Genomic DNA, 24,847 nt, shown 5'->3' with positions numbered 1-24,847 from the left:
CGTGCGCGGCGCGTCAGAGGATCGCGCCGGGCGTGTAGCCCGCGGCCCGGGGGTGCTGCTTCACGATCTCCTCGACCCGGGCGACGACGGCGGCGACCTGGTCGCCCGCGGCGCCCGTGAAGGACAGCTTGTCGGCCATCAGCGCGTCCAGCTCGGCACGGTCGAGCGGAATGCGCGCGTCGGCGGCCAGCTTGTCGAGCAACTCGTTGCGCTCGGCGCCCTGCTCGCGCATCGCGAGCGCGGAGGCCACGGCGTTCTCCTTGATCGCCTCGTGCGCGAGCTCCCGGCCCACGCCCGCGCGCACGGCACCCATCAGCACCTTGGTGGTCGCGAGGAACGGCAGGTAGCGGTCCAGCTCACGCGCCACGACCGCCGGGAACGCGCCGAACTCGTCGAGCACCGTCAGGAACGTCTCCAGCAGACCGTCCAGCGCGAAGAACGCGTCCGGCAGCGCGACCCGGCGCACCACCGAGCAGGACACGTCACCCTCGTTCCACTGGTCGCCCGCCAGCTCGCCGGTCATCGAGGCGTAGCCGCGCAGGATCACCATCAGGCCGTTGACGCGCTCGCAGGAGCGGGTGTTCATCTTGTGCGGCATCGCCGAGGAGCCGACCTGACCCGGCTTGAAACCCTCGGTGACCAGCTCGTGCCCGGCCATCAGCCGGATCGTCTTCGCCAGCGACGACGGCGCGGCCGCCACCTGCACCAGCGCCGTCACGACCTCGTAGTCGAGCGAGCGCGGGTAGACCTGGCCGACCGACGTGAACGCCTGCGAGAAGCCCAGGTGCGTGGCGATCCGCTGCTCCAGCTCCGCGAGCTTCGCGGCGTCCCCGCCCAGCAGGTCCAGCATGTCCTGCGCGGTGCCGACCGGGCCCTTGATGCCGCGCAGCGGGTAGCGGCCCAGCAGCTCCTCGATGCGGCCGTACGCGACGAGCAGCTCGTCGGTGGCGGTCGCGAAGCGCTTGCCGAGGGTGGTGGCCTGCGCGGCGACGTTGTGCGAGCGGCCGGCCATGACCAGCTCGCCGTACTCGCCGGCCAGCTTGCCCAGACGGGCCAGGACCGCCACCGTGCGGTCACGCATCAGTTCCAGCGAGAGCCGAATCTGCAGCTGCTCGACGTTCTCGGTGAGGTCGCGGGAGGTCATGCCCTTGTGCACGTGCTCATGCCCGGCGAGGTCGTTGAACTCCTCGATCCGCGCCTTCACGTCGTGCCGCGTGACCTTCTCGCGCTCGGCGATGGAGGCCAGGTCGACGGTGTCGAGCACACGTTCGTAGTCCGCGAGCGCCGAGTCCGGCACCTCGATCCCGAGGTCCTTCTGAGCCCGCAGCACAGCGAGCCAGAGCTGCCGCTCCAGCCTCACCTTCTGCTCGGGCGACCAGAGCGTGGCGAGCTCGGCGGAGGCGTACCGTCCGGCGAGGACGTTCGGGATGCGGGGCTTGGCGGGAGCGGAAGTCACGTGCACGGATTCTACTGGCGATTCGTGCAGGCCAGCGTCGCGGGTGCGTTCGTGGGAACGTACAAGAGGGTTTCGGTGCCCTGCCAGGAGCCCGCCGGTCACCCGTGTCGCCCCGGGAACCGCCTACGCCAGATCCTCGTACGGCAGCAGCTCGGGCCGCTTCGGCGGCAGGCCGTCGCCCGAGGAGCGGCCCGTCAGGCGGCGGCCGATCCAGGGCAGCAGGTGCTGCCGGGCGAACCGCAGGTCCGCCGCGCGGCGCATGACCCAGCCGGGCGGCAGCGTCGTCGGCATCGGCGTGCGCCACTCGGTGTCCTCGGGCTCGTGGCCGAGCGCCTGCCACACCGCCTCCGCGACCCGGCGGTGGCCCTCGCCCGTCAGGTGCAGCCGGTCCACGTCCCACATCCGCGGGTCGGAGAGCGAGGGGGCGCCGTACAGGTCGACGACGACCGCGCCGTGCCGTGCGGCGAGCTCGTCGACGCAGGCGAACAGCTCCTCCATGCGCGGGCGGAACCGCTCCAGGACGGGACCCTGGCGGCCCGGGCTGCGCATCAGCACGAGCTGCCGGCAGGCGGGGGCCAGCTTCTCCACGGCCTCCTCCAGGAGAGCGCGCACCCGGGCCATGTCGCACTTGGGCCGCAGGGTGTCGTTGAGCCCGCCGACCAGGGTGATCACGTCGGCGCCCATGGCCGCCGCGACGTCCACCTGCTCGTCGACGATCTGGCGGATCAGCTTGCCGCGCACCGCGAGATTGGCGTACCGGAAGCCGGGCGTGCGGGCGGCCATCCGCGCGGCGAGCAGATCGGCCCAGCCGCGGTAGGTGCCGTCGGGCAACAGGTCCGACATGCCCTCGGTGAAGGAGTCGCCGACCGCGACGAGGCTGCTGTAAGGGGGGTTCGTGTGCATGGCGACGGAAATAGTATCCCGTGCACATACCCAGCAGTCGGTCACCCATCGGGGGCATCGACAGCCGGTGCCTCACGCCCGCTGCCCGAACAGCTCCTGCAGCACGTCCTCCATGGTCACCAGCCCGGCCAGCCGCCCGTCCGCCCCGAGGACCGCCGCGAGGTGCGTACGGCTGCCCCGCATCGCCGTGAGGACATCGTCCAGCGGCGTGTGCTCCCGCACGCGCGCGATGGGCCGCATGTCCCGCAGCCGGAACGGCACATCGCGCCCGACGGCGTCCAGCGCGTCCTTCACATGCAGGTAGCCGACGATCCGCCGCCCCTCGTCCACCACCGGGAAGCGGGAGAATCCGGACTCCGCCGACAGCCGCTCCAGCTCGTCCGGAGTGACACCCACGCGCGCGTACACCACGCGTTCCAGCGGCAGCACCACGTCGCGCACCGGACGGCGGCCCAGCTCCAGCGCGTCGTGCAGCCGCTCCTGGGCGCGGTCGTCGATGAGGCCGGCCTCGCTGGAGTCCTTCACGATCCGCGCTATCTCGGCGTCCGAGTAGGACGCGGCGACCTCCTCGCGCGCCTCCACGCGCAGCAGCTTCAGCAGCGCGTTGGCGAACGCGTTCACCGTGAAGATCACCGGCCGCAGCGCCCGGGACAGCGTCACCAGGGGCGGGCCGAGCGTCAGTGCGCTGCGCACCGGCTCGGCGAGCGCGATGTTCTTCGGCACCATCTCGCCGAGCAGCATGTGCAGATACGTGGCCAGGGCCAGCGCGATCACGAAGGACACCGCGTGCCCCGCGCCCTCGGGCATGCCCATCGCGTGGAACACCGGCTCCAGCAGGTGCGCGATCGCCGGCTCGGCCACCACGCCCAGCACCAGTGTGCACAGCGTGATGCCGAGCTGCGCGGCCGCCATCAGCGCGGATACGTGCTCCAGGCCCCACAGCACGCTCTTGGCGCGCCGGTCGCCCCGGTCGGCGTAGGGCTCGATCTGGCTGCGGCGCACCGAGATCAGCGCGAACTCGGCGCCGACGAAGAAGGCGTTGACGACGAGCGTCGCCAGACCGATCAGCAGCTGGACGGCGGTCACAGCGCGGCTCCCTTCTCGTAGGGCTTCTCGTCGTCGAGGGGCGCGTGCAGGCGGACGCGGGCGGCCCGGCGGCCCGTGGCGTCCAGGACCTCCATCCGCCAGCCGGCGACCTCCAGGGTGTCGCCGACGGCCGGTATCCGGCCGAGCACCGTCGCCACCAGCCCGGCGAGCGTCTCGTACGGCCCCTCCGGGGCGCGCAGCCCGACGGCTTCGAGCTGATCCACGCGCGCGGAGCCGTCGGCCGAGTACAGGGCATGGCCGGCCTCGTCCGTGCCGGCCGGCGCGAGGTCGGGCAGCTCGTGCGGGTCGTGCTCGTCGCGCACCTCGCCGACGACCTCCTCGACGATGTCCTCCAGGGTGGCCACGCCCGCCGTACCGCCGTACTCGTCGATCACGACGGCCATCGTGCGCTTGCCGGAGAGCCGGTCCAGGAGCCGGTCGACGGTGAGCGTCTCCGGGACCAGCAGCGGCTCGCGCATCAGCTCGGAGACGAAGATCCGGGTGCGGCGCTCCGCCGGTACCGTCAGCACGTCCTTGACGTGCGCCGTCCCGACGACCGAGTCAAGGGTGCCGCGGTAGACGGGGAACCGGGACAGGCCGGTCGCCCGGGTCGCGTTCGCCACGTCCTCCAGGGTCGCCTGCACGTCCAGGGCGACGACCTGCACCCGGGGCGTCATCACGTTCTCCGCGGTCAGGTCGGCGAGGTTCAGCGTCCGTACGAACAGCTCGGCGGTGTCGGCCTCCAGGACGCCTTCCCGGGCGGAGTGCCGGGCGAGCGCCGCCAGCTCCTGCGGCCCGCGCGCCGACGCCAGCTCCTCGGCGGGCTCCACCCCGATCCGGCGCACGACACGGTTCGCCGTGTTGTTGAGGTGCCTGATGAAGGGCCGGAACGCGGCGCTGAACCAGCGCTGGGCGTTGCCCACGGTCTTGGCGACCGCCAGCGGCGACGAGATCGCCCAGTTCTTGGGCACCAGCTCGCCGACGACCATCAGGAACACCGTCGACAGAGCCGTGCCCAGCACCAGCGCCAGGCTGTGCGACGCCGACCGGGAGACGCCGACGTCCTCCAGCGGCCCGGCGATCAGCGCGGCGATCGACGGCTCGGCGAGCATGCCGACGACCAGGTTCGTGACCGTGATGCCGAGTTGCGCCCCGGAGAGCTGGAACGTCAGGTTCCGTACGGCCTTCAGTGCGCCCTGCGCGCCCCGCTCGCCGCGCGCCACTGCCTGTTCCAGCTCGGCGCGCTCGACCGTGGTGAGGGAGAACTCGGCCGCCACGAAGGCGCCGCAGGCGAGCGAGAGCAGGATCGCCGCCAGAAGGAGGAGCACTTCGGTCATCGGTTCACCCCCGTTCCATGGTTCTCCAGGACGGGGCGGAACGCGCGGTGTCGCGCACGGGGAGGCTCGCCCATGGGCGGACGCTCACAACCTTTCATGCAGAACCGAGTGGCCATCCAACGGTAAAGAATGGGCAAAGTCCTGCGGTCGGGTGCTCAGCGGGGGCCGGCGGGGACCGGAGAGAGCCGGCAGGCGCCCTCGTCTGTGATGACGCGGCCGGCGGTGGGCGGTGCGAAGCGGGGGCCGCGCCTCCCTCCGCGACGCCCCGCACTCCGACCGGCGCACCTGGCCGGTGAGGGCTTCACCCGACCGCCGCCCAGTCCGTGAGCGGCTTCCCGGCCGGACCGGCGTCTAGTCCGTGAGCGGCTTCACCCAGCGCCGCCACTGCTCCTCGGGCGCGTAGCCGGCGGCACTCCACGCGTGGTGCGCGGTCTCGTTGCGCGTGAGCACCATCGCGTCCGCGCGCCGCCCCCCGAGCCGTACGAACCGCTCCTCGGCCGCGGCGAGCAGCGCGGAGCCGATGCCCTGGCGGCGGTGGTCCGGATGCACGGCCAGCCGGTAGAGGTGGCAGCGCCAGCCGTCGAACCCCGCGATCACCGTGCCGGCCAGCTCGCCGTCCCGCTCCGCCAGGATCAAGGCCTCGGGGTCGCGCGCGACCAGCCGCTCCACGCCACCGCGGTCGTCGCTGATGCTCGTGCCCTCGGCGGCCACCTTCCAGAAGGCCAGCACGGTGTCGAGGTCCTCGGGCGTCGCGGCCCGGATACGCAGCTCGTTCATGCGGTGATCACATCACGCATGGTCACCCCGGGCGCATGATTTCAGCATGCGGACGTCAGACCCCACGTACCCGCTCCATGACCGGCGCGAACGCCTCCATGTAGGGCTCCAGGACGGTCAGATACGTGAAGCCGTAGCGCTCGCGCCGGGCCAGAACCTGCTCCGTGAGCTCGTCCAGGGTGCCCACCAGAGAGACGGGGAGCTCCAGCACCTGGTCGACGGTCAAGTCGGGGAAGTATTCGAGGAACGGCTGAATCGCGGCCTCGCGGTCCTCGGTTCCGATCACCATCTGGAGCAGCAGGTTCAGCTCGGGCGGCTCCTCGCGGTGGTCCTCCGCGAACTTCAGCAGCCGCGCCACGCGTTCGTCGAGCTCCTCCGCGGTGATCGGCGCCAACTGCCCGGTGGTGCTGCCCGGCACCGTGCGCGCCCCGGTGAACGCCGCGATGTCGGCGTGCTCGGCGCTCAGCCGCAGCATCCGGTCGCCGTTTCCGCCGATCAGCAGCGGCACCCGGGGCCGCTGCGCCGTCTGCGGCTGGTGATCGTCCGAGCCCAGCAGCCGCTTCAACTCCTCGACCGTGCGCCGCAGATGGTCCACCCGCTCGCCCGGCGAGCCGAACGGCAGTCCGGCCGTCTCGTGCTCCGCCCGTACGTAGCCGGCGCCGAGGCCGAGCTCCAGCCGGCCGCCCGTCAGCGCGTCCGTCGTGGCCACCTCGCGGGCCAGCAGCGCCGGGTTCCAGAAGCCTGCGTTGAGCGTGAAGGTGCCGAGCCTCGGCCGCTCGGTGGCCTCGGCCGCCGCAACCAGCGCCGGGAAGGGCGCCGGCATGCCCAGATGGTCGGGGACGAGGATCACGTCATACCCGAGCTCCTCGGCCCTGCGGCACTTGGCGCGCCACTCCTCGGCGGACGCGGGTTCGAGCAGGTTGACCCCGAAGCGGAACGAACGTGACATGAACTCTCCTCACAGGAAAGCGACTTGAGTACCCGCCGCGATTCCATCACTCGTGCGCGATGGCAGCCAGTACGTTCATGCGGGACGCACGCAACGCCGGGAGCAGCGCCGCCACGACTCCCACCACCGCCGAGCCGACCACCACCGCGACGATCGTGAGCCACGGGATCGCGAGGGCCGTCATGCCCTGCAGGGCCAGCACCTCGTGTGTGCACACGCCCCACACCAGCCCCAGCGCGAGCCCCAGGACGGCCCCGAACACCGCGATCACCACCGACTCCAGCCGGATCATCCGCCGCAGCTGCCGCCGTGCCAGCCCGATCGCCCGCAGCAGCCCGATCTCCCGGGTGCGCTCGACGACCGACAACGCGAGGGTGTTGACCACGCCGAGCACCGCGATGATGATCGCCAGCCCCAGCAGCGCGTACACGAGGTACAGCAGGACGGCGATCTGGTCGTGCACCAGTTGCTTGTAGTCGGCCAGGTCCCGCACCTGCACCTGCGGGTACGGATCCAGGGTCCGCTCCAGGTTCGCGCGCAGGTCGTCGTCGCTCGTACCGGGAGCGGCGTTGACGTACAGCGCGGAGTCCTGCCCGCCCGGCGCGTACCGCTCCAGGGTGGCGAGGCCGAAGTAGAGCCCGCCCTGCGTGCCGAACCCCTCGGCGGCGTCCTGGTCGGTGAGGGCGCCGACCGTCAGCTCGGCCCTGCGCCCGCCAGGGAACTCCACCGGGACGGTGCTGCCCACCCGTACGCCGTGGTCGCGCGCGAAGTCCCGGTCCATGGCGAGGCGCCCGTCGGCGAGCGCGGCCGCCGAGTCCCCTCGTACGTACGTGATGTTGGCGACCTCGTCGAGCCGCGGATCGTAGCCCGCGGCGGTCGTCTCCACGCGGTCGCCGTCCGGGAGCCGCACCGCGACCGGCGTGAACCGTCCCCGCACCACCAGGCCCACGCCCTCGGTGCTGCGCACCTCGTCGGTGACCTGCTTCGGGAACGGCAGGAAGTTGGTGTTCTGGATCACGAAGTCGGCGCCCAGCGTCCTGTCGATCTGCTGATCGAACGAGGCGGTCATCGACTCGCTCGCCACCGACATCCCGCCGACCAGGGCGAGGCCCACCATGAGGGCGGCCGCGGTGGCTCCGGTACGGCGGGGATTGCGCAGGGCGTTGCGCTGGCTCATCCGGCCGACGGACCCGAACAGCGCGGGGAAGGCCGCGCCGAGCACGCGGATCACCGGGCGCACCAGCAGCGGCCCGGCGATCACGGTCGCGATCAGGGTGAGCACGACACCGAGCCCCAGCAGGGACGCCGCCGACGACGTCCGCTCCGACACCGCGCACCCGACGAGCGCCGCCGCACCGGCCGCCCCGACGACCGCGCCCGCCACCGCGCGCACCCGCAGCGGCCGACCCACCCCGGCGACCTCGGCGTCCGAGAGCGCGGCCATCGGCGAGACCCCCGCGGCCCGCCGCGCCGGAGGGTACGCGGCGACGAAGGTGACGCCGAGACCGACGACGAACGCCGTCACGGGCGTCACCCAGCCGATGACCATCTCGTCGGCGTCGATGTTCATGCCGAGCAGGCCCATCAGCTCGATGAGCCCGGCCGCCAGCCCGATGCCCATGGCGAGCCCCAGCGTGGAGCCGACCAGACCGAGCAGGAGGGCCTCGGTGAGCACGGAGCGGCGGACCTGGCGCCGGTCGGCACCGAGCGCGCGCAGCAGCCCGAGCTCGCGGGTGCGCTGGGCGATGAGCATGGAGAAGGTGTTGACGATCAGGAACACGCCCACCAGCACGGCGACCCCGGCGAAGCCGACCATCACGTACTTGATGACGTCGAGGAAACCGCCCAGCTGCTCGACGTCCGACTTCGCCTGCTCGTCGGCGGTCCTGAGGTCGTAGGTGTGCGGGCCGAGCGCGGCGGCCACACGCTGCTTGAGCCGCTCGTCGCCGACGCCCTCCGCCGCGTCCACCGAGATGCTGGTGGCCGCCCCCGGGTCGCCCAGCAGCTTCGTCTGCGCGGCGGGGGTGTCGAGGAAGACCAGTGCGGCGCCGGGGTTGGTGGTGGTGAAGGTGGCGATTCCCACGACCCGGACCTCGAACGACCCGGGCGGCGCGATCACGGTGAGGGTGTCGCCGATGCGCACGTCCTTGCGGTCGGCGGTCTCCGAGTCGAGCAGCGCCTGTCCGTCGCCGCGCGGGGCATGACCGGAGGTCAGCTCCACGGGGCTGCGCTCGGTCGGGTTCCAGGCGGTGCCGAGCGTGGGAGCCCCGGTGGTCGGGCCGACCGGCTCGTTCTCCTCGTCGACGACCGTGAGGCCGGCCACGTCCACCTCGGCGCGTGCCGCCGCGACTCCGTCGACCTGCCGTACGCGTTCGGCGAGCGCGGCCGACAGGGTGGCCGTCCGGCCGGAGGGCACCGCCTCGTCGAGGCCCTCCTTGGGGCTGACGGTGACATCGGCCGCGGTGGAGGCGAACAGCCGGTCGAACGTACGGCTGACGGTGTCCGAGAAGATCAGGCTGCCCGTGACGAACGCGACGGACAGCAGGACGGCGAGCGCCGAGAGCAGCAGCCGCCCCTTGTGCGCCAGGAAGCTTCTCAGGGTCGCCTTGAGCACGGGGTCAGTTCTCCTCGGATGCCGCCGGGGTGTCGTCGACACGGGTCCGGATCACGTCGAAACGCTTCATGCGCTCCAGCACGGTCTGAGCCGTCGGCCGCCGCATCTCGTCGACGATCCGGCCGTCCCCGAGGAAGAGCACCAGGTCGGAGTGGGCGGCGGCGCCCGGGTCGTGGGTGACCATGACGACGGTCTGCCCGAGCTCGTCCACCGCCTCGCGCAGGAAGCCGAGCACCTCCAGTCCGGCGCGCGAGTCGAGGTTGCCGGTCGGCTCGTCCGCGAAGATCAGCTCGGGCCGGGAGGCCAGCGCCCGCGCACAGGCCACCCGCTGCTGCTGGCCGCCGGAGAGCTGCGAGGGCCGGTGCCCGAGCCGGTCCCGCAGGCCCAGGGTGTCGATCACCTGGTCCAGCCACTTCTCGTCGGGTTTCTTGCCCGCGATGTCCATGGGCAGCGTGATGTTCTCCAGGGCGTTCAGGGTCGGGATGAGGTTGAACGACTGGAACATGAACCCGATCCGGTCGCGGCGCAGCCGCGTCAACTCGCGCTCCTTCAGACCCGTGATCTCCGTGTCGCCGAGCCACACCTGGCCGGCCGAGACGGTGTCGAGCCCCGCCAGGCAGTGCATCAGCGTGGACTTCCCGGAGCCCGACGGTCCCATCACCGCGGTGAAGCGGCCGCGGACGATGTCGACGTCCACCGAGTCGAGCGCGAGCACGGTCGTCTCGCCCGAGCCGTACGCCTTGGTCAGACCGCGGGCCCGGGCCGCGATCCCGTCGGCCGACGCGAGGCCGGGGACGTGCTCCGCAGCAGGTGTGGACAAGGCCGCCTCCTCGTGCTGGACGTCGGATTGCGTCACCTTGCCCGAGGGTAATGTGACGCGGCCCACACTCGGTATCCTCCTCGGATCGGAGTCCCGCCCTTGCTGGTGCTAGCACCTCCGCGCTAGCTTCGAGGTATGGCGAAGACCCAGCTGAACGTGCGAGTCGACGAGGACACCGCCCGAGCCGCCCGCGAGCGCGCCCTGGCCCGCGGCATGAGCGTCAACCGCTACATCGAGGAGCTGGTCAGGCAGGACACCGGCGAGGTGGGCCACACGTTCGTGGAGGCCGCCGCCGACTTCATGAAGCAGTACGAGTCCGTCTTCGCCGAGGAGTTCGATGGGGGTGCCCCCGCGAAGCCGAGAGTGGGGGAGGACCGTGAGGGCACGCGCGAAGGTCGCCACTGAAGCGTTGAACAACCTCCGGATCGACCTCGCCTGGCTGCTGATGCTCGCCGAGCAGAAGACCCCGGGAGACCCCCAGGTCACCGACTGGGGAGCCCTCGTCGCCGCCGTCGCACGCCACCAGGCCGCCATATTCGACGTCCCCGTCTACGACAGCCCGCACGCCCGCGCCGCCGCGCTGCTCCAGCTGCTGATCCACGTCCCCGCGCTGGAACGCTCCAACGCCCTGTTCGCCTCCGCCGTCGCCTACGCGTACCTCGTCGCCAGCGGCGTCAAGGTCGTCACCTCGCCGGAGCAGGTCCGCGACCTCGCCCGGCTGGTCAAGAGCGGCGAGGTGTCCGTGCGGGACATCGAGCAGGAGCTGCGCCAGTGGAGCCTGTGACCACGCGGGCGGCTACGAGCTGATCGGGCGCCATGCCGTGCCCAGCACGCAGTACGAGGTGGGCAGCGTCGGCCCCTCCTCCGGCATCAGCACCTGCCGGTAGGGACCGAGTTCGAACCCGGCGTCCCGCAGCGCCCGCACCGGCTCCCGCGCCAGGTGGCAGCCCCCGTTGAGCAGCGGCCACACCGTCCGGTCCAGCGCCCGCTGGCTGAAGGTCATCACCTGGCCACCGCCCCGGCCGTGCTCGAAGAACCGCACCTCACCACCCGGCCGCAGCACCCGCCGGAGCTCCCCGAGCGCCCGGGGCGCGTCCCGCACACTGCACAGCACCAGCGACACCACGGCCGCGTCGAAGCCCTCGCTCTTGACCGGCAGCGCCTCGGCCGCCCCCGGCGCCACGTCCACGGGCACCTCCGCGCGCAGGGCCGCCTCCACGGCCAGCTGCCGCAGCCGCCGCTCCGGCTCGATGGCCACGACCTCCGAGACGGTGCCCGGATAGTGCGCGAAGTTCAGCCCGTTGCCCGCGCCGATCTCGATCACCCGCCCGGACAGCCCGCCGAGCAGCCTCTCGCGCACCCCGGCCATGCCCATCCGCCGCTCGGCGGTGACACTGACCCGGGCGTAGTAACGAGCGAACAGCGGATGGTGCACGGCGTCCCGTGGCACCTTGCCGGAGCGGCCGGAGAGGAGCGGCATGGGAGACCTCCCTGACGAGACGGGCCTTACCGCGATTGTCCCCGGGAAGCGCCCCGGGCACCCCTGTCGAGGGGACTCGGCAGGGGTGCCCGGGGCGCTTCTGATGGATTTCCGCGGCGTCGCAACGCCCGGCACCCGGCGCGAGTACCGGGGACCGCTTGCTCAGAACGCCGGGGGCGCCTCCCGCACCTGGAACGCCTCCGCGTCCCACGTGCCGTCCAGACGCGGCGCCAGCCAGTGCGGCGCGGACGCCCGGAAGACGGCGGGGGAGAGGGCCCCCGACCCGGCGGGTACGGAGCCCAGCAGCGGCGTTCCGGCCACATCCGGCAGGTCCGCGAGATTGCAGCGCGAGGCGAGGTCCGGCGCGGCGGGCCAGCTCCCGATCACGATCCCCGCCAGGTCCAGCTGACGGGAGCGGAGTTCACGCGCCGTCAGCTCCGTCGTGTTCAGGGTGCCGAGCCCCGCCGACACCACGACCAGCACCGGCGCCGACAGCAGCCGGGCCGCGTCCGCCAGGGTGCCGCCGGCCGGGTCGAACCGTACGAGCAGCCCGCCCGCGCCCTCGACCAGCACCAGGTCGTGCTCGGTGGCGAGCTTGGCGGCCGCCTCCGCGACCTCGTGCGGGTGCACGGGGGCGCGACCGGCCCGGCGGGCGGCCGTGGCGGGCGCCAACGGCTCGGGAAACCGGGCGAGTTCCGCCGTCGTCACGGCACCCGCGAGCCGCGCGACCTCGGCGGCGTCCCCGGGCTCGTCCGGCCGTACGCCCGTCTGCGCCGCCTTCAGTACGGCCACCGAACGGCCGGCCGCCAGCGCCGTCGCGGCCACCGCGGCGGTCGCGACCGTCTTGCCGACCTCCGTGCCCGTGCCCGTGATCACCAGTACCGGCATGTCACCCCTCCCGCGCCGCCGCGCACACCGCCCGCGCGATCCGCGCCACGTCAGCGTCGCCCGTCACGTACGGCGGCATGGTGTAGAGCAGATCGCGGAACGGCCGCAGCCACACGCCCTCGCGCACGGCGGCCCGTGTGGCCGCGTCCATGTCCACGATGTGGTCGAGCTGGACGACCCCGATGGCGCCGAGGACCCGTACGTCCTTCACACCCGGAAGGTCCGAGGCCGCCGAAAGCCCTTCCCTCAGCCCCGTCTCGATCCTCTTGACCTCCGTGAGCCAGTCCTGCCCGAGCAGCAGCTCGATGGAGGCACACGCCACGGCCGCCGCCAGCGGATTGCCCATGAAGGTCGGACCGTGGGCGAGCACCGGTACCTCACCCCGTGAGATGCCGTCCGCCACCCGAGCGGTGCACAGCGTCGCCGCCATGGTCAGGTAGCCGCCGGTCAGCGCCTTGCCGACGCACATCACGTCCGGTGTCACGGCGGCGTGCTCTGCTGCGAACAGCGCGCCCGTACGCCCGAAACCGGTCGCGATCTCGTCGAACACCAGCAGCACGTCGTGCGCGTCGCACGCCTCGCGCAGCACCCGCAGATACGCGGGGGAGTGGAACCGCATCCCGCCCGCGCCCTGCACCACCGGCTCGACGATCACCGCGGCCAGCTCGTCGGCGTGCTGCTCGATCAGGGACCGTACCTGCTCGGCGTACGCCTCCTCGAACTCCGCCGGCGGCGGGCCGGCGAACACCTGGGGCTGGAGCACTCCGCTCCACAACTGGTGCATCCCGCCCTCGGGATCGCACACCGACATCGGCTGCCAGGTGTCGCCGTGGTAGCCGCCCCGCCAGGTCAGCAACCGCTGCTTGCCCGGGCGGCCCAGCGAACGCCAGTACTGCAGGCACATCTTGACCGCGACCTCGACCGACACCGACCCCGAGTCGGCGAGGAAGACGTGCTCCAGACCGTCAGGCGACATGTCGACAAGGTGCTTCGTCAGTCGTACGGCGGGCTCGTGGGTGAGCCCGCCGAACATCACGTGGCTCATCCGCGCCAACTGCTCGCGCACGGCCTCGTTCAGCACCGGGTGGTTGTAGCCGTGGATCGCCGACCACCAGGACGACATACCGTCCACCAGCTCGCCCGATCCGTCGGCCATGCGCAGCCGCACCCCGCTCGCCGACTCCACGACGAGCGGTTCCTGCCGGCCGGGCATCGGGCCGTACGGATGCCACACGTGCCGCCGGTCGAGTTCCAGCAGTTCGGGCACCGTCAGCTCAGGCATTGGGCGCGAGGTCCGTTCCGGCGCCGCGGCGGCGGACGGCGACCAGGTCGGTACGGGCCTCACCGGTCGGGGTCTGCGGCGCGGGCACGGAGCCGCACACGCCGTCCCCCTCGGAACCGCAGCCGCCACCACCGTCCCCGCAGCCACCGGAGGCGCGGTGTTCCGGCAGCGTCACCTGGTCGGTGCCCTCCACCTCGAACCCGGCGTCCGCGATCATCTCCAGGTCGGCCTTGCCCGCCTGGCCCTCCGTGGTGAGGTAGTCGCCGAGGAAGATCGAATTGGCCAGGTGCAGGGCGAGCGGCTGCATCGTGCGCAGATGCACCTCCCGGCCGCCCGCGATGCGCACCTCGACGTCCGGGCACACGAAGCGCACCATGGCCAGGATCCTCAGGCAGCGCTGCGGGGTGAGGTTCCACTCCTTGGCGAGCGGGGTGCCCTCGACCGGGATCAGGAAGTTGACCGGAACCGAGTCCGGGTCCAGATCGCGCAGCGAGAAAACGACATCGACCAGGTCCTCGTCCGACTCGCCCATGCCGGCGATCAGCCCGGAGCAGGCGGACAGCCCTGCCGCGTGGGCCTTCTCGACGGTGTCCACGCGGTCGGCGTACGTGTGCGTCGTCGTGATCTCCCCGTACGTCGCCTCGGACGTGTTGAGGTTGTGGTTGTAGGCGTCGGCGCCCGCCTCGCGCAGCCGCTCCGCCTGTCCCTCGGAGAGCAGCCCGAGGCAGGCGCACACCTCGACGCCCTCGTTCTTCTCCTTGATGGTCCTGATCGTCTCGGAGACCCGGTCCACGTCCCGGTCGGTCGGACCGCGCCCGCTGGCCACCAGGCACACCCGCTTGGCGCCCCCGGCCACACCGGCCGCCGCCGCGTCGGAGGCCTGGTCCGGTTTGAGCCAGGTGTACTTCAGGATCCCGGCCTGGGAGCCGAGCCGCTGCGAACAGTACGAGCAGTCCTCGGGGCACAGGCCGGACTTCAGGTTGACGAGATAGTTGAGTTTCACCCGCCGGCCGAACCAGTGCCGGCGCACCTTCCCGGCCGCGGCCACCACATCGAGCAGGTCGTCGTCGGACGTCGCGAGGACGGCCAGTGCCTCTTCTCGGGTCGGCCGCTCGCGCCGAAGCCCCTTGTCCACCAGCGTGTTCAGCAGGTCCATGGGAGCCGATCCTGTCCTACGGAGGCGCCCGGGGCCAAGGAGACTTCGTACAACAGAGTCGCTTCGAGGTGTGGGTATTGCCACACACTGACCTGCTGGAGGTCCCGCTAGTGTCTGTGCACTGCCTACAAATTCCCCGGAGGACCCCCCCATGGCGTTCGGCTGGATCGACGAGCAGGCGCGACTGCGCCGCCACGCCGGACTCGTACGGACTCTGCGCCCCCGTCCGGCCGTTTCACCGCTCCTCGACCTGGCGAGCAACGACTATCTGGGACTGGCCCACCACCCCGAGGTCACCGAGGGGGCGGCCCGTGCCGCGCGGGTCTGGGGCGGCGGCTCGACCGGCTCCCGGCTCGTGACCGGCAGCACCGAACTGCACGCCGAACTGGAACAGGAACTGGCCGATTTCTGCGGCTTCGAGGCGGCCCTGGTCTTCTCCTCCGGCTACGCGGCCAACCTCGCGGCGGTCACCGCGCTGGCCCCGCACGGCTCCCTCATCGTCTCCGACGCGGGCAACCACGCCTCGCTCATCGACGGCTGCCGGCTGGCCCGCGGCACGACCCAGGTGGTCGCGCACGCCGACCCGGAGGCCGTGCGCAAGGCGCTGCACACGCACGAGGGCACGGCGATCACCGTGTCCGACACGGTCTTCTCGGTCGACGGCGACGCGGCCCCGCTCGTCGCGCTCGCCGAGGCGTGCCGGGAGCACGGCGCCGGGCTGGTGGTCGACGACGCCCACGGCCTGGGCGTCCTCGGCGACGGCGGACGCGGAGCCCCGCACGCGGCGGGGCTCGCGGGCGCCGACGACGTCGTCGTGACGGTCACGCTGTCCAAGTCGCTCGGCAGCCAGGGCGGAGCCGTCCTCGGCCCCGCCCGGGTGATCGACCATCTGGTCAACGCGGCACGGACGTTCATCTTCGACACGGGCCTCGCCCCAGCGGCGGCAGGGGCGGCCCTGTCGGCCTTGCGGCTGCTGCGCCGCGAGCCGGAGCGGGCGGCGCGGGCCCGTGCGGTGGCGGGCGAGTTGTACGCACGCCTGACCGCCGCGGATCTGGAAGCGGTACGTCCGGACGCCGCGGTGGTCTCGGTGCGGGCGCCCTCCCCGGAGGACGCCGTGCGCTGGGCGGCCGAGTGCCGCGCGGCGGGCCTGGCCGTGGGCTGCTTCCGTCCTCCTTCCGTGCCCGACGGCATCTCACGGCTCAGGCTGACCGCCCGCGCGGACCTGACCGGGGAACAGATCGAACGCGCTGTACGACTGATCGGCGAGACGCGGCCATGAGTCGGCGTGACACGGCCGTGCGTCGCTCGACGACGGACTGATCAGAAGTGGTCGGAACGCGGCTCAGATACGGTCGACCGCGGCCGTGAACTCCGCCCAGCTCCTCGGCGAGAAGAGCAGCGCGGGCCCGGCCGGGTCCTTGGAGTCGCGCACGGCGAGCAGTCCGGCCCAGGGCGAGGCGTCCGGACACGCGGTCTCGACGCAGTTGTTCGCGCCGGTGCTGTAGCTGCTGCGCAACCACCGCACACCGTGCAGTTCGATGCTTGAGGGGACGTGACGAGGCAGTGCACGCATGGTGCCTCCTTACGCGCCGGCGGCTGTCCCGGCGATGAAATCCAACGAGTCCTCGGGCGAAAGGGCGTGGGCCTGAAGGGCGTTGAAGGCCTCCGTGTAGGCCTGGAGGTCTTCTTTCCGTTCGAGGTAGAGGCTACTCGTCAAGTGGTCGAGAACAACCACATCCAGATCAGAAGTGCTCGAAAATGAGAAGATAACGAAAGGGCCCGTGACGCCGATGTGTGCCCCGGCGGCGAACGGCAGCACCTGGAGCCGCACTTGGGGCAGCCGCGCCGCCTCGACCAGCCGTTCCAGCTGCCGGGCCATGACCCCCGGCCCGCCCACCTCCCTGCGTAGCACCGCCTCGTCCAGGACGGCGCTCAGCTCCAGCGGCGGATCCGCGCGCAGCACGTCCTGCCGGGCCAGACGCACCTCGACCAGCGTGTCGAGCCGGTCCTCCGACAGTCCCTCCACCGCGGCCTTCGTCACCGCACGGGCGTACTCGGGCGTCTGGAGCAGCCCCGGGACGACGGTGGTCTCCAGGGTGCGCATCGCACCGGCCTGGGACTCCAGGCTGATGAAGTCCCGGTAGGTCGGCGGCAGTACCCCGCGGTAGGCGTGCCACCAGTGGTGCCGGCCGCCGCTGTCCTCGGACCCCGCCAACACCATGAGCAACTCGCGCAGTTGGGTGTCCGCCACGGCATACGCGTCGAGAAGTATCCGCACATCGGCCGGTTTCACCCCGCTCGTGCCCGTCTCGATTCGGCTGACCTTCGACTGGTGCCAGCCCGCCAGCCTGGCCGCCTCACCACTGGTGAGCCCCGCCGAGGTGCGCAGCGCGCGAAGTTCGGCGCCCAGTTTCCGGCGGCGCACCGCGGGACCGTGCTGCATGGGCTACTCCTTACTCCTTCCGAGCCACCCGAATACGGTCTCGCGTCGCAGAGTTCACCGCATTGAGCGACAGATATATGCATATCTTGGTGGATCGCCGCCCTTCAGGGGTGTTCTGGTGGCACTCTGGCGACGAAGCACCAGTCCGGGACCGTACTCGAACCTTCCGCTCCGTGTCGGACTGCGGTCCCGTGGGAAAAGGACGACGTCGCCATGGCAGACCATTTGGAAGCATCCGTCACTCTGCCGAGCGATCCCGCCTCGGTCTCCGCGGCGCGCGCCTACGTGGTGGGCACGCTGGCGGAGTGGGGCCTGCCGGCGGACACGGAAGTGTCCGACTCCATCCGGCTCATCATCTCCGAACTCGCCACCAACGCCGTCCAGCACACCTTCGGGCAGTCACCCACCTTCACGGTGGACGTCGCACTCCACCGCGACGAACACCTGCGCATCGGCGTCACGGACAGCCATCCACGACTCCCCAGACGCCTGCCCGCCGCCGTCCAGCAGGACAACGGCCGCGGCCTCGTCATCATCCGCTGGCTGACCGCGGAATGCGGCGGCAGGCTCAGGATCCGCCCCACCCGCGAGGGCGGCAAGACCATCTCGATCGAACTCCCGTGGACCGTCCCGGCCCAGCCCGTGACGGCGGCGGGGCAGCACGAGCCGTGACCTCACCGCGGCTCTGACGTGTACCGCGCGCGGCCGAACGCCCCGCGCAGCAGGGCCCGGAAGGCCTCCACGGCCGGCGCCGCCTCCTCGCCCCGGTAGGCGACCGAGATCGTACGGCGCAGCTCGCCCGCCTCGAGCGGGCGCACCCCGACCGGCGTGACCGACGTCCGCGCCACCATCTCCGGTACGACGCCCACCCCGAGACCCGCGCTGACCAGCGCGCACACCAGCGCATACCCGGGCGTCGAGACCAGGACCGACGGGCTGGCCCCGGCCTGGGCGAGCGCCGCCTCCACTCCCCGCCGGGACGGATGCTCCGGCGCCATGCTGATCAGCGGCTGACCCGCCAGTTCCGACAGGGGGAGCCTGGACGCGCCGTCGGCCAGGGCATGACCCGGGGCGGTCACCAGGACCAGTTCCTCGACCAGGACGGGTTCCAGACGGACGGAGGCGGGGAGCGCCAGGACATCGGCCGGCTCGTACGTGTGCGTCAGGGCCAGGTCGATCTCACCGGCGGCCACGGCCGTGACACCGGTCGGCGGTTCACAGTCGGCGACGGACAGTTCCACATCCGGGTGAGCCCGGCGGAACGCGCTGAGCACCGGCGGCAGCAGATGGATGCCCGCCGTCTGGAACGTCCCGAGCCGCAGGACACCGCCCGACAGACCGGCCAGCCGGGCCAGTTCGTGGCGGGCCCGCTCCAGCTCGTCGAGCACGCGCCGGGCCCGTGCCACCAGCAGCTCACCCGCGCCCGTCAGCCGTGCCCCGCGGTGATGCCGCACCAGCAGCGCCGCGCCCGCCTCCCGTTCCAGCTTGGCCAGTTGCTGGGAGAGCGCGGGCGGGGTGTAACCGAGGCGCTCGGCGGCCCGGGTGATGGACCCGGCCTCCGCGACGGCGACCAGTGCCGCGAGCCGGGTCGGGTCGTACATGCCGCTGACCTCCACAGACCAAAGCGATGCTTAAGGCCGACCCACGATATCCGACATACCTGCTGAAGGCTCCGGCCCGGCAGGCTGGCCGTATGGACGCACAACTCATCGCCTTCACCGGGGTGGCGGCGGGCATGGTCGCCATGCCGGGCGCCGACTTCACCGTCGTCGTGCGCAACGCCCTGGTCTCCCGCCGGGCCGGCGTCGCCTGCGCGCTCGGCATCGCGGGCGGGCTGCTCCTGCACACCGCGCTGGCCGTGGCGGGGGTCGCCGCGGTCCTGGCCGCGGTGCCCGCGCTGTTCCGCGCGCTTCAGGTGCTGGGCGGCGGCTATGTCCTGTACCTGGGCGTGCGGACGCTGGGGTCGCTGCGCCGGCCCCGTGTCGTGCCCGCCGAAGCCACCGGGACCGTCTCGTCCGTCGCGCGTCCCTTGCGGCAGGGCTTCGTCACGAACGCCCTGAACCCGAAGGCGCCCATCACCTTCCTCAGCCTGCTGCCGCAGTTCGTGCCCGCGGGCGCTCCCGCGCTGCCCCGGACGCTGCTGCTGGCGCTGATCGTGGTGGTCCTCGCCCTGCTGTGGTTCCCGGCCGTGGCGCTGCTGGTGGACCGGCTCGGCCGGTGGCTGCGTCAGCCGCGTGCCGCGCGGGCCGTCGAGGGGGTCACCGGCGCCGCGCTGACGCTTCTCGGCGTGCTGCTCCTTCTCGAAGCCCTGAGGGCTGCCTGATGGTGCCGCGCGGCGGTGCCGGGATCCGGACGGTGCCCTGGGGCGCCGGCTCCGCCACGGTGGCTTCCGGTCGCCCGGGGCTGCCGTGCGTCTCGTCGCGCAGCCCCGTCCGCCGCACCAGCCGGGGGAGTAGCCCCCACAGGCCGACGCAGACCAGGAACGTCGCAGCGCCCGCGGCGATGCCGCCGGTCCGACTCGTCGTCACATCCACCACCAGCAGCACGGAACCGCTGAAGGCGAACACCAGAACGATCAGGCCGGTGGTGGCCAGCCGGGAGGAGACCTGCACGATGCGGGGCTTGGCGCCCTGCTGGAAGAGCGAGCGGTGCAGCGCGGCAGGCGCGGTGAACAGCGCCGCGGCCAGGACCGCCAGCAGCAGCGTGACGACGTAGGTGACGCGCTGGACCGTGTCGAGGGACGTGAAGCGCGAGGTGAACGCGAGCGACAACAGGAAAGCGAACAGGATCTGTACGCCCGTCTGGGTGACCCGGAGCTCCTGGAGCAGCTCGACGAAGTTCCGGTCGGCGCGTTGCAGCGGGGTCTCGCCGCGTGCGGTGCAGGGACGGTGCTCGGCCATGGGGTGACGGGTAACCACGTGAGACCGTGTCACGCTCCGGCGTGCGGCGGCGCGTCAAGGGCGCCGCCGCACGCCGGGCGGATCACTTCACGCGCCCGTACCAGACGCTCTTGGTCCAGATCTTCTGCAGCCGCACCACGTCCCCGCTCTTGGGGGAGTGCCAGAGCTTGTTCTTACCCGCGTAGATACCCACGTGGTACACGTTGCTGCCCGAGTGGAAGAACACCAGGTCTCCCGCCTTGCGGTTCTTGGCGGAGATGTGGCGCGTCTTGTTGTACTGCTGGGCGGCCGTGCGGGGGAGCTTCTTGCCCGCCTTCTTGAACGAGTAGAGCGTCAGCCCGGAGCAGTCGAACCTGTGCGGACCGGTGGCCCCGTACTTGTAGGGCGAACCCTTCTTCGAGGCCGCGATCTGGAGTGCCTTCGTCCCATGGGTGGCTGCCGAGGCCTCCGAGGAGAAGCCGGGCGTCACGATCGAGCCGCCCACCGCGGCGATGGTGAGGGCCGAGGCCGTACCGGCCCGGACCATGAGTGACGGGACACGATTGAGCGCAGTCATGCGCAACCCTTCGTCAGCCGCCTGTGAAGGATGACCTGTCGGATTCGGGCTGGCGAAGTTGCCCGGCCGCTGACGCGGCTTCACCCCAAGGGCTGCTCGGGCCCGGTCATGGCGTGACCGTCCCGGCGACCCGTCGTGCTTGGGTCCTCCACTCCTGCCGATCCACTCCTGTCGACCGGTCATCCAGGCGGCGGCAGGACTCGGCGTCCGCCCGGATCGCCCCGCCGTTGTGGCGGGGGCTTGTCGTCAGACACGGATCTTGGCTCATGCTTGTCCGGAAATCCCAACGCAACCGGGGATTTGTGTTGTTACTCACCACTCACCCGTTCGGGTGGACACGTCTGTGTTCGAGCCACCGTCTACGGGTCCATAGGCCGCCGGACCAGCGATGGAATGTCCTGTTCCGCTCTGCGGCTACGCGCGTTGCGCAACTGCGAGGGCCCAAAAAAAGGGCTCCCGTCTACTCCGAACAGGGGTACGTCGTTTGGTCCGTTTCGACTCAGGCCCGGACGCTCCGGCGACAGGGCGGGCGTCCGGGCCGGCGGATCCGCGTCAACTGACGGACTCCGGGGGCAGGGTGAGGCGGGCCGTGCGGCGCTCGCCGTCCAGCACCCGCAGCGCCCGGGCGAGGGTGCCGGCATGCAGTTCCGTCTCGCCTCGCTGGTGCATCAGTGTCAGTGCGTCACGCAGCGCGGTCGCCTTGCCGACCAGGGCCTGGGCGGCGCGCAGTCCGCGGTAGGTGTCGCCGGGCAGCGCCGGGTTGATCCGGCCGAGCAGGTCGACGACGTCGAGGTAACGGTCGATCAACTCCGCCTCGGCGCGGGTCAGCGCGGGCAGCGGCGGCAGTTCGGGCGGGAGCACCGGCGGCTCACTCTCCGGTCGGCGGGGCCAGGGTGACCTTGCGGTGGGGGACGATCCGGTCCACCAGGCCGTAGTCCACCGCCTGCTGCGCGGTGAGGACTTTCTCGCGTTCGATGTCCGCGCTCACCTGCTCCCGGGTGCGGCCCGTGTGCCGCGCGAGCATCTCCTCCATCCGGGTACGGATGCGTGTCAACTCCTCCGACTGGATCGCCAGATCGCTCGCCTGCCCGCGGACCGGCTCGGGCAGCGCGGGCTGATGGATCACCAGACGGGCGTCCGGCAGCACGGATCGCTTGCCGGGCGTGCCCGCCGCCAGCAGCACGGTGGCGGCGGCGCCGGCCTGGCCCAGGCAGATCGTCTCCACGTCGCAGGAGACGTACCGCATCGTGTCGTAGACGGCCGACAAGGCGTGGAAGGTGCCACCGGGGGAGTTGATGTAGAGCGAGATGTCGCGGTCGGGGGCCTGGTGTTCGAGGTACATGAACTGGGCCATCACGTCGTTCGCCGAGGTCTCGTCCACCGGCGCCCCGAGGAAGACGATCCGCCCCTCCAGCAGCTTCGAGTACGGATCCATCGTCCGTTGCCCGGACCCCGTGCGTTCGGTGAACTCGGGCAGCACGTAACGGGCGGACGGTCGGGTCATGGTGAACCCCTCCTCGCGGGCAGAGCTGTCTCCGGCGCCAGCTGTCTGTAAAAAATGTACAGGACGTACATGCCGTTATGATGGCCGTATGGCCTACGAGATTCCGGTGACGCAAGCCAGGGCTGAGCTCGCCGACCTGATCAACCGCGTGGTGTACGGCGGTGAACGGGTCGTCGTCACCCGGCACGGCAAGCCCCTCGTCGCCCTCGTCTCAGCCGATGACCTGCGGCGACTCGAAGAGGCCGCGGAGCTCGTGGAACTCGCGGAGCCCGCGGAGGAGCAGGTGATCAGCGCGGTCTCCACGGTCCGGGAGGTCGCGTCCGCTCCTCGCGAACGGCAGCGGTTCGGGATCGCGGCGGAGCACCGGAGGGCCGACCCGACGTAGCCCGGAGCCCGGGCAGACGGAAACCGTGCACCCCGTTCGCTCCGGCCGGGGTGCACGGTCGTTTTCTGTGCGGTCGCTTTTTCTGTGCGGCCCGCCCTTTCCGTGCGGGCGGCGGCTCAGCCCACGGTCGCGAGGTCCCGTCCCTCGGCCGCCGGCTCGCTGCCCGCCTTCCGTGCCCGGAGCGCGCTGCCGAGCAGGACGGCGCCCAGACCCAGCGCCGCCCACCAGGCCAGGGTCAGGGCGGGGCCGGTTGCCGCCGCGCCGTCGAAGTACGACACCGAGCGCAGCAGCGTCGTACCCGCGCCCGGCGGCAGCCACTGGCCGATCGCACCGGCCGGCTCCGGCAGCATCCGCGGTGCCGAGGTGGCGCCGGAGAAGGGGTTGCCGAGGAGCATGACCACGCCTCCGGCGATCCCCATGCCGGCGGTGCCGACCAGAGCGGCGAGCCCGGCGACGGCGCCACTGACGGCCAGCGTCGACAGACCGAGCACGGCGGCCTCCGTCCACCAGTCGCCTGTCAGTACTCCGAGCCAGCTGTGCGCGATCCCGGCCGCGGCGACGCCCACCAGGGCGGACGCGCCGAGGAGCGCGGTCACGGCCCGGACACCGCGCAGCCCCAGCACGGTGACCACCACGCCCGCCGCGATGCCGGCCAGGGCGAGGGGCAGCACGGCGGCGCTGAACGCGGCACCGCGCGGATCGCTCGCCGGAGTGGCCACGACGTCGACCGTCCTGACCTGGGTGCCCTCGGCGGCGGCCTGCCGTGTCACCGTCTGCTGGAGGAACGGGGCGACGGCGGGTCCCGCGGCGGACGCCGTGAGCAGTTCGGGGCCCTGGGGGGTGACCACGACCGCGCCGTACACGGTCCGGTCCTCCACGGCGTCCCGGGCTGCGGCCTCGCCGGCGTAGTGGTGGATCTCGAAGGCGCCCTCGCGCCGCTCCAGTTGTTTCTCCAGCTGTGCTGTCGCGGCGGGCGGCCCCGCCACGCCCAGCGGCAGATCGTGCGGTGCGGTGCGGGCGGCCGGCCAGGCGAAGGCCCACAGGGCCAGGGTCGCGAGGACGGGCGCGAGGACGAGGATCGCGATCAGGCGGCGGGTCGGGGTGGCGGACATGAGGTCTCCTGCGGACGGCAGACGGAGGCGCCGGGCGGTAAAAAGAAGGATCGTTCGTTTTGCTCTGTCACCACCGTGCGCCGCCCGGTCTTCTCTTGTCAAGAATGAATATTCGTTTTACGTTGTGGACCATGGCCCGCGTGTCCCAGGAACACCTCGATGCCCGCCGTCGGCAGATCCTCGACGGCGCCGCGCTCTGCTTCGCCCGCAACGGCTTCCATGCCACGTCCATGCAGGACGTACTGAAGGAGGTCGGCCTCTCCGCCGGTGCCGTCTACCGCTACTTCAGCGGCAAGGAGGAACTGATCGGGGCGATCGTCGGCGAGGTGCTCGACGTCGTGGGCGGCGTCTTCGAGAGCGCGGCCGAACAGAGTCCGCCGCCGCTGCCCGACGAGATGCTCCCCAGGCTCCTCGCGACCCTGAAGAAGGTCAGGCCCGGAGTGGTGCACAACGGCGAGTGGATCTTCCCCCGCCTCATGCTCCAGGTCTGGACGGAGACCCTGCGCAACGAGGACCTGGCCGCCATGGTCCACACCGGCTACGCCAGGGTTCGCGCCGCATGGGCGAAGGTCGTGGAGGGCTACAAGGCCGCGGACCTCATCGCGGCGGACGCCGACCCCGACGCCATGGCGCGCGTGATGATCGCCATCGCGCAGGGCTTCGCGGCCCAGATGGCGGTGTTCGGGGAGATGCCCCCGGAGACCATGAGGGACGGACTGCGGGCGATGATGAGCATGCGGCACCCCCGGTCGGCGGCCTGAAGGGTCACAGCTCGGTTAACGTGCCTGAAACCCGGTCCAACTAGCCTGCCGCCACGCCACCAGGGCTTTTCCCCGGGGCTGCGGCAACCGGGCCCCGCACGGTCCGGAGCGAGGACTGTGAGGTGGGACATGCAACTGACCCCGCACGAGCAAGAGAGACTGCTGATCCACGTGGCGGCCGACGTGGCCGAGAAGCGCCGGGCCCGTGGGCTCAGGCTCAACCACCCCGAGGCGGTCGCCCTCATCACGTCGCACATCCTCGAAGGTGCCCGTGACGGCCGTACCGTCGCCGAACTCATGTCGTCCGGGCGTCGACTGCTCACCCGGGACGACGTCATGGAGGGCGTCCCGGAGATGATCCACGACGTCCAGGTCGAGGCCACCTTCCCGGACGGCACCAAGCTCGTCACCGTCCACGAGCCCATCGTCTGAGAGAGG

General features: G+C 71.8%; 28 protein-coding genes. 8 read left to right on the top strand and 20 right to left on the bottom strand.

The window, feature by feature from the left end; all coding sequences use genetic code 11:
• Positions 1 to 13: 13 nt before the first annotated feature.
• From purB to HDA41_RS05715, 8 genes are all read right to left on the bottom strand, one after another.
• Entirely contained in the window at positions 14 to 1,456 is a 1,443-nt protein-coding gene (purB, locus tag HDA41_RS05750; RefSeq protein ID WP_184981304.1) for an adenylosuccinate lyase, read from the bottom strand.
• Positions 1,457 to 1,579: 123 nt separating this feature from the next.
• Positions 1,580 to 2,359 carry an SGNH/GDSL hydrolase family protein gene (locus HDA41_RS05745; protein ID WP_184981302.1) on the bottom strand — a complete coding sequence of 260 codons (780 nt, stop codon included), beginning with the start codon at positions 2,357 to 2,359 and terminating at the stop codon, positions 1,580 to 1,582.
• A 72-nt stretch (positions 2,360 to 2,431) separates the two neighbouring features.
• A complete protein-coding gene (locus HDA41_RS05740) occupies positions 2,432 to 3,445 on the bottom strand; it encodes a hemolysin family protein (RefSeq protein ID WP_184981300.1) in 1,014 nt (337 codons plus the stop codon).
• Entirely contained in the window at positions 3,442 to 4,782 is a 1,341-nt protein-coding gene (locus tag HDA41_RS05735) for a hemolysin family protein (protein ID WP_184981298.1), read from the bottom strand. Before HDA41_RS05735 ends, HDA41_RS05740 begins: the two co-directional genes overlap by 4 nt.
• A 351-nt stretch (positions 4,783 to 5,133) precedes the next feature.
• Positions 5,134 to 5,559, bottom strand: coding sequence for a GNAT family N-acetyltransferase (locus tag HDA41_RS05730; RefSeq protein ID WP_184981296.1), 426 nt, complete (start codon positions 5,557 to 5,559; stop codon positions 5,134 to 5,136).
• A 55-nt stretch (positions 5,560 to 5,614) separates the two neighbouring features.
• The gene (locus tag HDA41_RS05725; protein WP_184981294.1) at positions 5,615 to 6,508 is read right to left on the bottom strand and encodes an LLM class F420-dependent oxidoreductase; all 894 of its coding nucleotides are present in this window, start codon (positions 6,506 to 6,508) and stop codon (positions 5,615 to 5,617) included.
• Positions 6,509 to 6,554: 46 nt separating this feature from the next.
• Complete coding sequence (locus tag HDA41_RS05720) at positions 6,555 to 9,122, bottom strand: ABC transporter permease (RefSeq protein WP_184981292.1); 2,568 nt, start codon at positions 9,120 to 9,122, stop codon at positions 6,555 to 6,557.
• A gap of 4 nt (positions 9,123 to 9,126) precedes the next feature.
• Positions 9,127 to 9,942: an ABC transporter ATP-binding protein gene (locus HDA41_RS05715; RefSeq protein ID WP_184993186.1), complete on the bottom strand. Its 816-nt coding sequence runs from the start codon at positions 9,940 to 9,942 to the stop codon at positions 9,127 to 9,129.
• 135 nt (positions 9,943 to 10,077) lie between these two features.
• Here HDA41_RS05715 and HDA41_RS05710 point away from each other — a divergent pair, with 135 nt between their 5' ends.
• A complete protein-coding gene (locus tag HDA41_RS05710) occupies positions 10,078 to 10,347 on the top strand; it encodes a toxin-antitoxin system HicB family antitoxin (RefSeq protein WP_184981290.1) in 270 nt (89 codons plus the stop codon).
• Between the two features lie 4 nt (positions 10,348 to 10,351).
• Entirely contained in the window at positions 10,352 to 10,726 is a 375-nt protein-coding gene (locus HDA41_RS05705) for a fic family toxin-antitoxin system, toxin component (RefSeq protein WP_184993184.1), read from the top strand.
• Between the two features lie 12 nt (positions 10,727 to 10,738).
• On the opposite strand, the gene HDA41_RS05700 is transcribed toward HDA41_RS05705, so the two are convergent.
• From HDA41_RS05700 to bioB, 4 genes are all read right to left on the bottom strand, one after another.
• A complete protein-coding gene (locus HDA41_RS05700) occupies positions 10,739 to 11,422 on the bottom strand; it encodes a class I SAM-dependent methyltransferase (RefSeq protein ID WP_184981288.1) in 684 nt (227 codons plus the stop codon).
• 162 nt (positions 11,423 to 11,584) lie between these two features.
• Complete coding sequence (gene bioD, locus HDA41_RS05695; protein WP_184981286.1) at positions 11,585 to 12,310, bottom strand: dethiobiotin synthase; 726 nt, start codon at positions 12,308 to 12,310, stop codon at positions 11,585 to 11,587.
• Between the two features lies 1 nt (position 12,311).
• On the bottom strand, positions 12,312 to 13,592 hold the full coding sequence (locus tag HDA41_RS05690) for an adenosylmethionine--8-amino-7-oxononanoate transaminase (RefSeq protein WP_184981284.1): 1,281 nt from the start codon (positions 13,590 to 13,592) through the stop codon (positions 12,312 to 12,314).
• The gene (gene bioB, locus HDA41_RS05685; RefSeq protein ID WP_184981283.1) at positions 13,585 to 14,748 is read right to left on the bottom strand and encodes a biotin synthase BioB; all 1,164 of its coding nucleotides are present in this window, start codon (positions 14,746 to 14,748) and stop codon (positions 13,585 to 13,587) included. Before bioB ends, HDA41_RS05690 begins: the two co-directional genes overlap by 8 nt.
• Positions 14,749 to 14,899: 151 nt before the next feature.
• On the opposite strand from bioB, the gene HDA41_RS05680 reads away from it, so the two are divergent.
• Positions 14,900 to 16,027, top strand: a complete 1,128-nt coding sequence (locus tag HDA41_RS05680) for an 8-amino-7-oxononanoate synthase (protein ID WP_184981281.1) — start codon at positions 14,900 to 14,902, stop codon at positions 16,025 to 16,027.
• 63 nt (positions 16,028 to 16,090) lie between these two features.
• On the opposite strand, the gene HDA41_RS05675 is transcribed toward HDA41_RS05680, so the two are convergent.
• Both HDA41_RS05675 and HDA41_RS05670 read right to left on the bottom strand, forming a co-directional pair.
• The gene (locus tag HDA41_RS05675) at positions 16,091 to 16,321 is read right to left on the bottom strand and encodes a DUF397 domain-containing protein (RefSeq protein ID WP_184981279.1); all 231 of its coding nucleotides are present in this window, start codon (positions 16,319 to 16,321) and stop codon (positions 16,091 to 16,093) included.
• A gap of 9 nt (positions 16,322 to 16,330) precedes the next feature.
• On the bottom strand, positions 16,331 to 17,191 hold the full coding sequence (locus HDA41_RS05670) for a helix-turn-helix domain-containing protein (RefSeq protein ID WP_184981277.1): 861 nt from the start codon (positions 17,189 to 17,191) through the stop codon (positions 16,331 to 16,333).
• A gap of 213 nt (positions 17,192 to 17,404) precedes the next feature.
• On the opposite strand from HDA41_RS05670, the gene HDA41_RS05665 reads away from it, so the two are divergent.
• The gene (locus HDA41_RS05665; protein WP_184981275.1) at positions 17,405 to 17,863 is read left to right on the top strand and encodes an ATP-binding protein; all 459 of its coding nucleotides are present in this window, start codon (positions 17,405 to 17,407) and stop codon (positions 17,861 to 17,863) included.
• A gap of 2 nt (positions 17,864 to 17,865) precedes the next feature.
• Here HDA41_RS05665 and HDA41_RS05660 read toward each other — a convergent pair whose 3' ends face one another.
• Positions 17,866 to 18,792 (bottom strand): LysR family transcriptional regulator, encoded by a 927-nt coding sequence (locus HDA41_RS05660; RefSeq protein WP_184981274.1) that lies wholly within the window; start codon positions 18,790 to 18,792, stop codon positions 17,866 to 17,868.
• A 92-nt stretch (positions 18,793 to 18,884) separates the two neighbouring features.
• Between HDA41_RS05660 and HDA41_RS05655 the strand changes: the two genes are divergently transcribed.
• On the top strand, positions 18,885 to 19,514 hold the full coding sequence (locus HDA41_RS05655; RefSeq protein WP_184981273.1) for a LysE family translocator: 630 nt from the start codon (positions 18,885 to 18,887) through the stop codon (positions 19,512 to 19,514).
• On the opposite strand, the gene HDA41_RS05650 is transcribed toward HDA41_RS05655, so the two are convergent.
• The 4 genes from HDA41_RS05650 to HDA41_RS05635 all read right to left on the bottom strand — a co-directional run bounded on the left by HDA41_RS05650 (position 19,450) and on the right by HDA41_RS05635 (position 22,151).
• Positions 19,450 to 20,091, bottom strand: a complete 642-nt coding sequence (locus tag HDA41_RS05650; protein WP_184981272.1) for a DUF6328 family protein — start codon at positions 20,089 to 20,091, stop codon at positions 19,450 to 19,452. The genes HDA41_RS05655 and HDA41_RS05650 overlap by 65 nt on opposite strands.
• Positions 20,092 to 20,173: 82 nt before the next feature.
• Entirely contained in the window at positions 20,174 to 20,647 is a 474-nt protein-coding gene (locus HDA41_RS05645) for a C40 family peptidase (RefSeq protein WP_184981271.1), read from the bottom strand.
• A 552-nt stretch (positions 20,648 to 21,199) separates the two neighbouring features.
• Positions 21,200 to 21,508 carry a hypothetical protein gene (locus tag HDA41_RS05640; protein WP_184981270.1) on the bottom strand — a complete coding sequence of 103 codons (309 nt, stop codon included), beginning with the start codon at positions 21,506 to 21,508 and terminating at the stop codon, positions 21,200 to 21,202.
• Between the two features lie 7 nt (positions 21,509 to 21,515).
• Positions 21,516 to 22,151, bottom strand: a complete 636-nt coding sequence (locus tag HDA41_RS05635) for an ATP-dependent Clp protease proteolytic subunit (RefSeq protein ID WP_184981268.1) — start codon at positions 22,149 to 22,151, stop codon at positions 21,516 to 21,518.
• An 88-nt stretch (positions 22,152 to 22,239) separates the two neighbouring features.
• Here HDA41_RS05635 and HDA41_RS05630 point away from each other — a divergent pair, with 88 nt between their 5' ends.
• Positions 22,240 to 22,536, top strand: coding sequence for a type II toxin-antitoxin system Phd/YefM family antitoxin (locus tag HDA41_RS05630; protein WP_184981266.1), 297 nt, complete (start codon positions 22,240 to 22,242; stop codon positions 22,534 to 22,536).
• A gap of 116 nt (positions 22,537 to 22,652) precedes the next feature.
• Here HDA41_RS05630 and HDA41_RS05625 read toward each other — a convergent pair whose 3' ends face one another.
• Positions 22,653 to 23,648: an ABC transporter permease gene (locus tag HDA41_RS05625; RefSeq protein WP_184981264.1), complete on the bottom strand. Its 996-nt coding sequence runs from the start codon at positions 23,646 to 23,648 to the stop codon at positions 22,653 to 22,655.
• Between the two features lie 131 nt (positions 23,649 to 23,779).
• Here HDA41_RS05625 and HDA41_RS05620 point away from each other — a divergent pair, with 131 nt between their 5' ends.
• The gene (locus HDA41_RS05620) at positions 23,780 to 24,409 is read left to right on the top strand and encodes a TetR/AcrR family transcriptional regulator (RefSeq protein ID WP_184981262.1); all 630 of its coding nucleotides are present in this window, start codon (positions 23,780 to 23,782) and stop codon (positions 24,407 to 24,409) included.
• Positions 24,410 to 24,538: 129 nt separating this feature from the next.
• A complete protein-coding gene (locus HDA41_RS05615; protein ID WP_184981261.1) occupies positions 24,539 to 24,841 on the top strand; it encodes an urease subunit gamma in 303 nt (100 codons plus the stop codon).
• The last annotated feature ends 6 nt before the right edge of the window (positions 24,842 to 24,847 follow it).

Source organism: Streptomyces caelestis, assembly GCF_014205255.1.
In the GTDB taxonomy this organism is placed as follows: domain Bacteria; phylum Actinomycetota; class Actinomycetes; order Streptomycetales; family Streptomycetaceae; genus Streptomyces; species Streptomyces caelestis.
The sequence above is the reverse complement of the archived record's forward strand: the minus strand, read 5'-3'. Positions and strand labels throughout refer to the sequence as shown.

Coding starts and splice junctions, on each gene's coding strand:
- HDA41_RS05745 (WP_184981302.1), bottom strand. CDS start 2,359: ATGCACACGAACCCCCCTTACAGCAGCCTCGTCGCGGTCGGCGACTCC.
- HDA41_RS05735 (WP_184981298.1), bottom strand. CDS start 4,782: ATGACCGAAGTGCTCCTCCTTCTGGCGGCGATCCTGCTCTCGCTCGCC.
- HDA41_RS05730 (WP_184981296.1), bottom strand. CDS start 5,559: ATGAACGAGCTGCGTATCCGGGCCGCGACGCCCGAGGACCTCGACACC.
- HDA41_RS05725 (WP_184981294.1), bottom strand. CDS start 6,508: ATGTCACGTTCGTTCCGCTTCGGGGTCAACCTGCTCGAACCCGCGTCC.
- HDA41_RS05710 (WP_184981290.1), top strand. CDS start 10,078: ATGGCGAAGACCCAGCTGAACGTGCGAGTCGACGAGGACACCGCCCGA.
- HDA41_RS05700 (WP_184981288.1), bottom strand. CDS start 11,422: ATGCCGCTCCTCTCCGGCCGCTCCGGCAAGGTGCCACGGGACGCCGTG.
- bioD (WP_184981286.1), bottom strand. CDS start 12,310: ATGCCGGTACTGGTGATCACGGGCACGGGCACGGAGGTCGGCAAGACG.
- HDA41_RS05690 (WP_184981284.1), bottom strand. CDS start 13,592: ATGCCTGAGCTGACGGTGCCCGAACTGCTGGAACTCGACCGGCGGCAC.
- bioB (WP_184981283.1), bottom strand. CDS start 14,748: ATGGACCTGCTGAACACGCTGGTGGACAAGGGGCTTCGGCGCGAGCGG.
- HDA41_RS05680 (WP_184981281.1), top strand. CDS start 14,900: ATGGCGTTCGGCTGGATCGACGAGCAGGCGCGACTGCGCCGCCACGCC.
- HDA41_RS05675 (WP_184981279.1), bottom strand. CDS start 16,321: ATGCGTGCACTGCCTCGTCACGTCCCCTCAAGCATCGAACTGCACGGT.
- HDA41_RS05670 (WP_184981277.1), bottom strand. CDS start 17,191: ATGCAGCACGGTCCCGCGGTGCGCCGCCGGAAACTGGGCGCCGAACTT.
- HDA41_RS05665 (WP_184981275.1), top strand. CDS start 17,405: ATGGCAGACCATTTGGAAGCATCCGTCACTCTGCCGAGCGATCCCGCC.
- HDA41_RS05660 (WP_184981274.1), bottom strand. CDS start 18,792: ATGTACGACCCGACCCGGCTCGCGGCACTGGTCGCCGTCGCGGAGGCC.
- HDA41_RS05655 (WP_184981273.1), top strand. CDS start 18,885: ATGGACGCACAACTCATCGCCTTCACCGGGGTGGCGGCGGGCATGGTC.
- HDA41_RS05650 (WP_184981272.1), bottom strand. CDS start 20,091: ATGGCCGAGCACCGTCCCTGCACCGCACGCGGCGAGACCCCGCTGCAA.
- HDA41_RS05645 (WP_184981271.1), bottom strand. CDS start 20,647: ATGACTGCGCTCAATCGTGTCCCGTCACTCATGGTCCGGGCCGGTACG.
- HDA41_RS05635 (WP_184981268.1), bottom strand. CDS start 22,151: ATGACCCGACCGTCCGCCCGTTACGTGCTGCCCGAGTTCACCGAACGC.
- HDA41_RS05630 (WP_184981266.1), top strand. CDS start 22,240: ATGGCCTACGAGATTCCGGTGACGCAAGCCAGGGCTGAGCTCGCCGAC.
- HDA41_RS05625 (WP_184981264.1), bottom strand. CDS start 23,648: ATGTCCGCCACCCCGACCCGCCGCCTGATCGCGATCCTCGTCCTCGCG.
- HDA41_RS05620 (WP_184981262.1), top strand. CDS start 23,780: ATGGCCCGCGTGTCCCAGGAACACCTCGATGCCCGCCGTCGGCAGATC.
- HDA41_RS05615 (WP_184981261.1), top strand. CDS start 24,539: ATGCAACTGACCCCGCACGAGCAAGAGAGACTGCTGATCCACGTGGCG.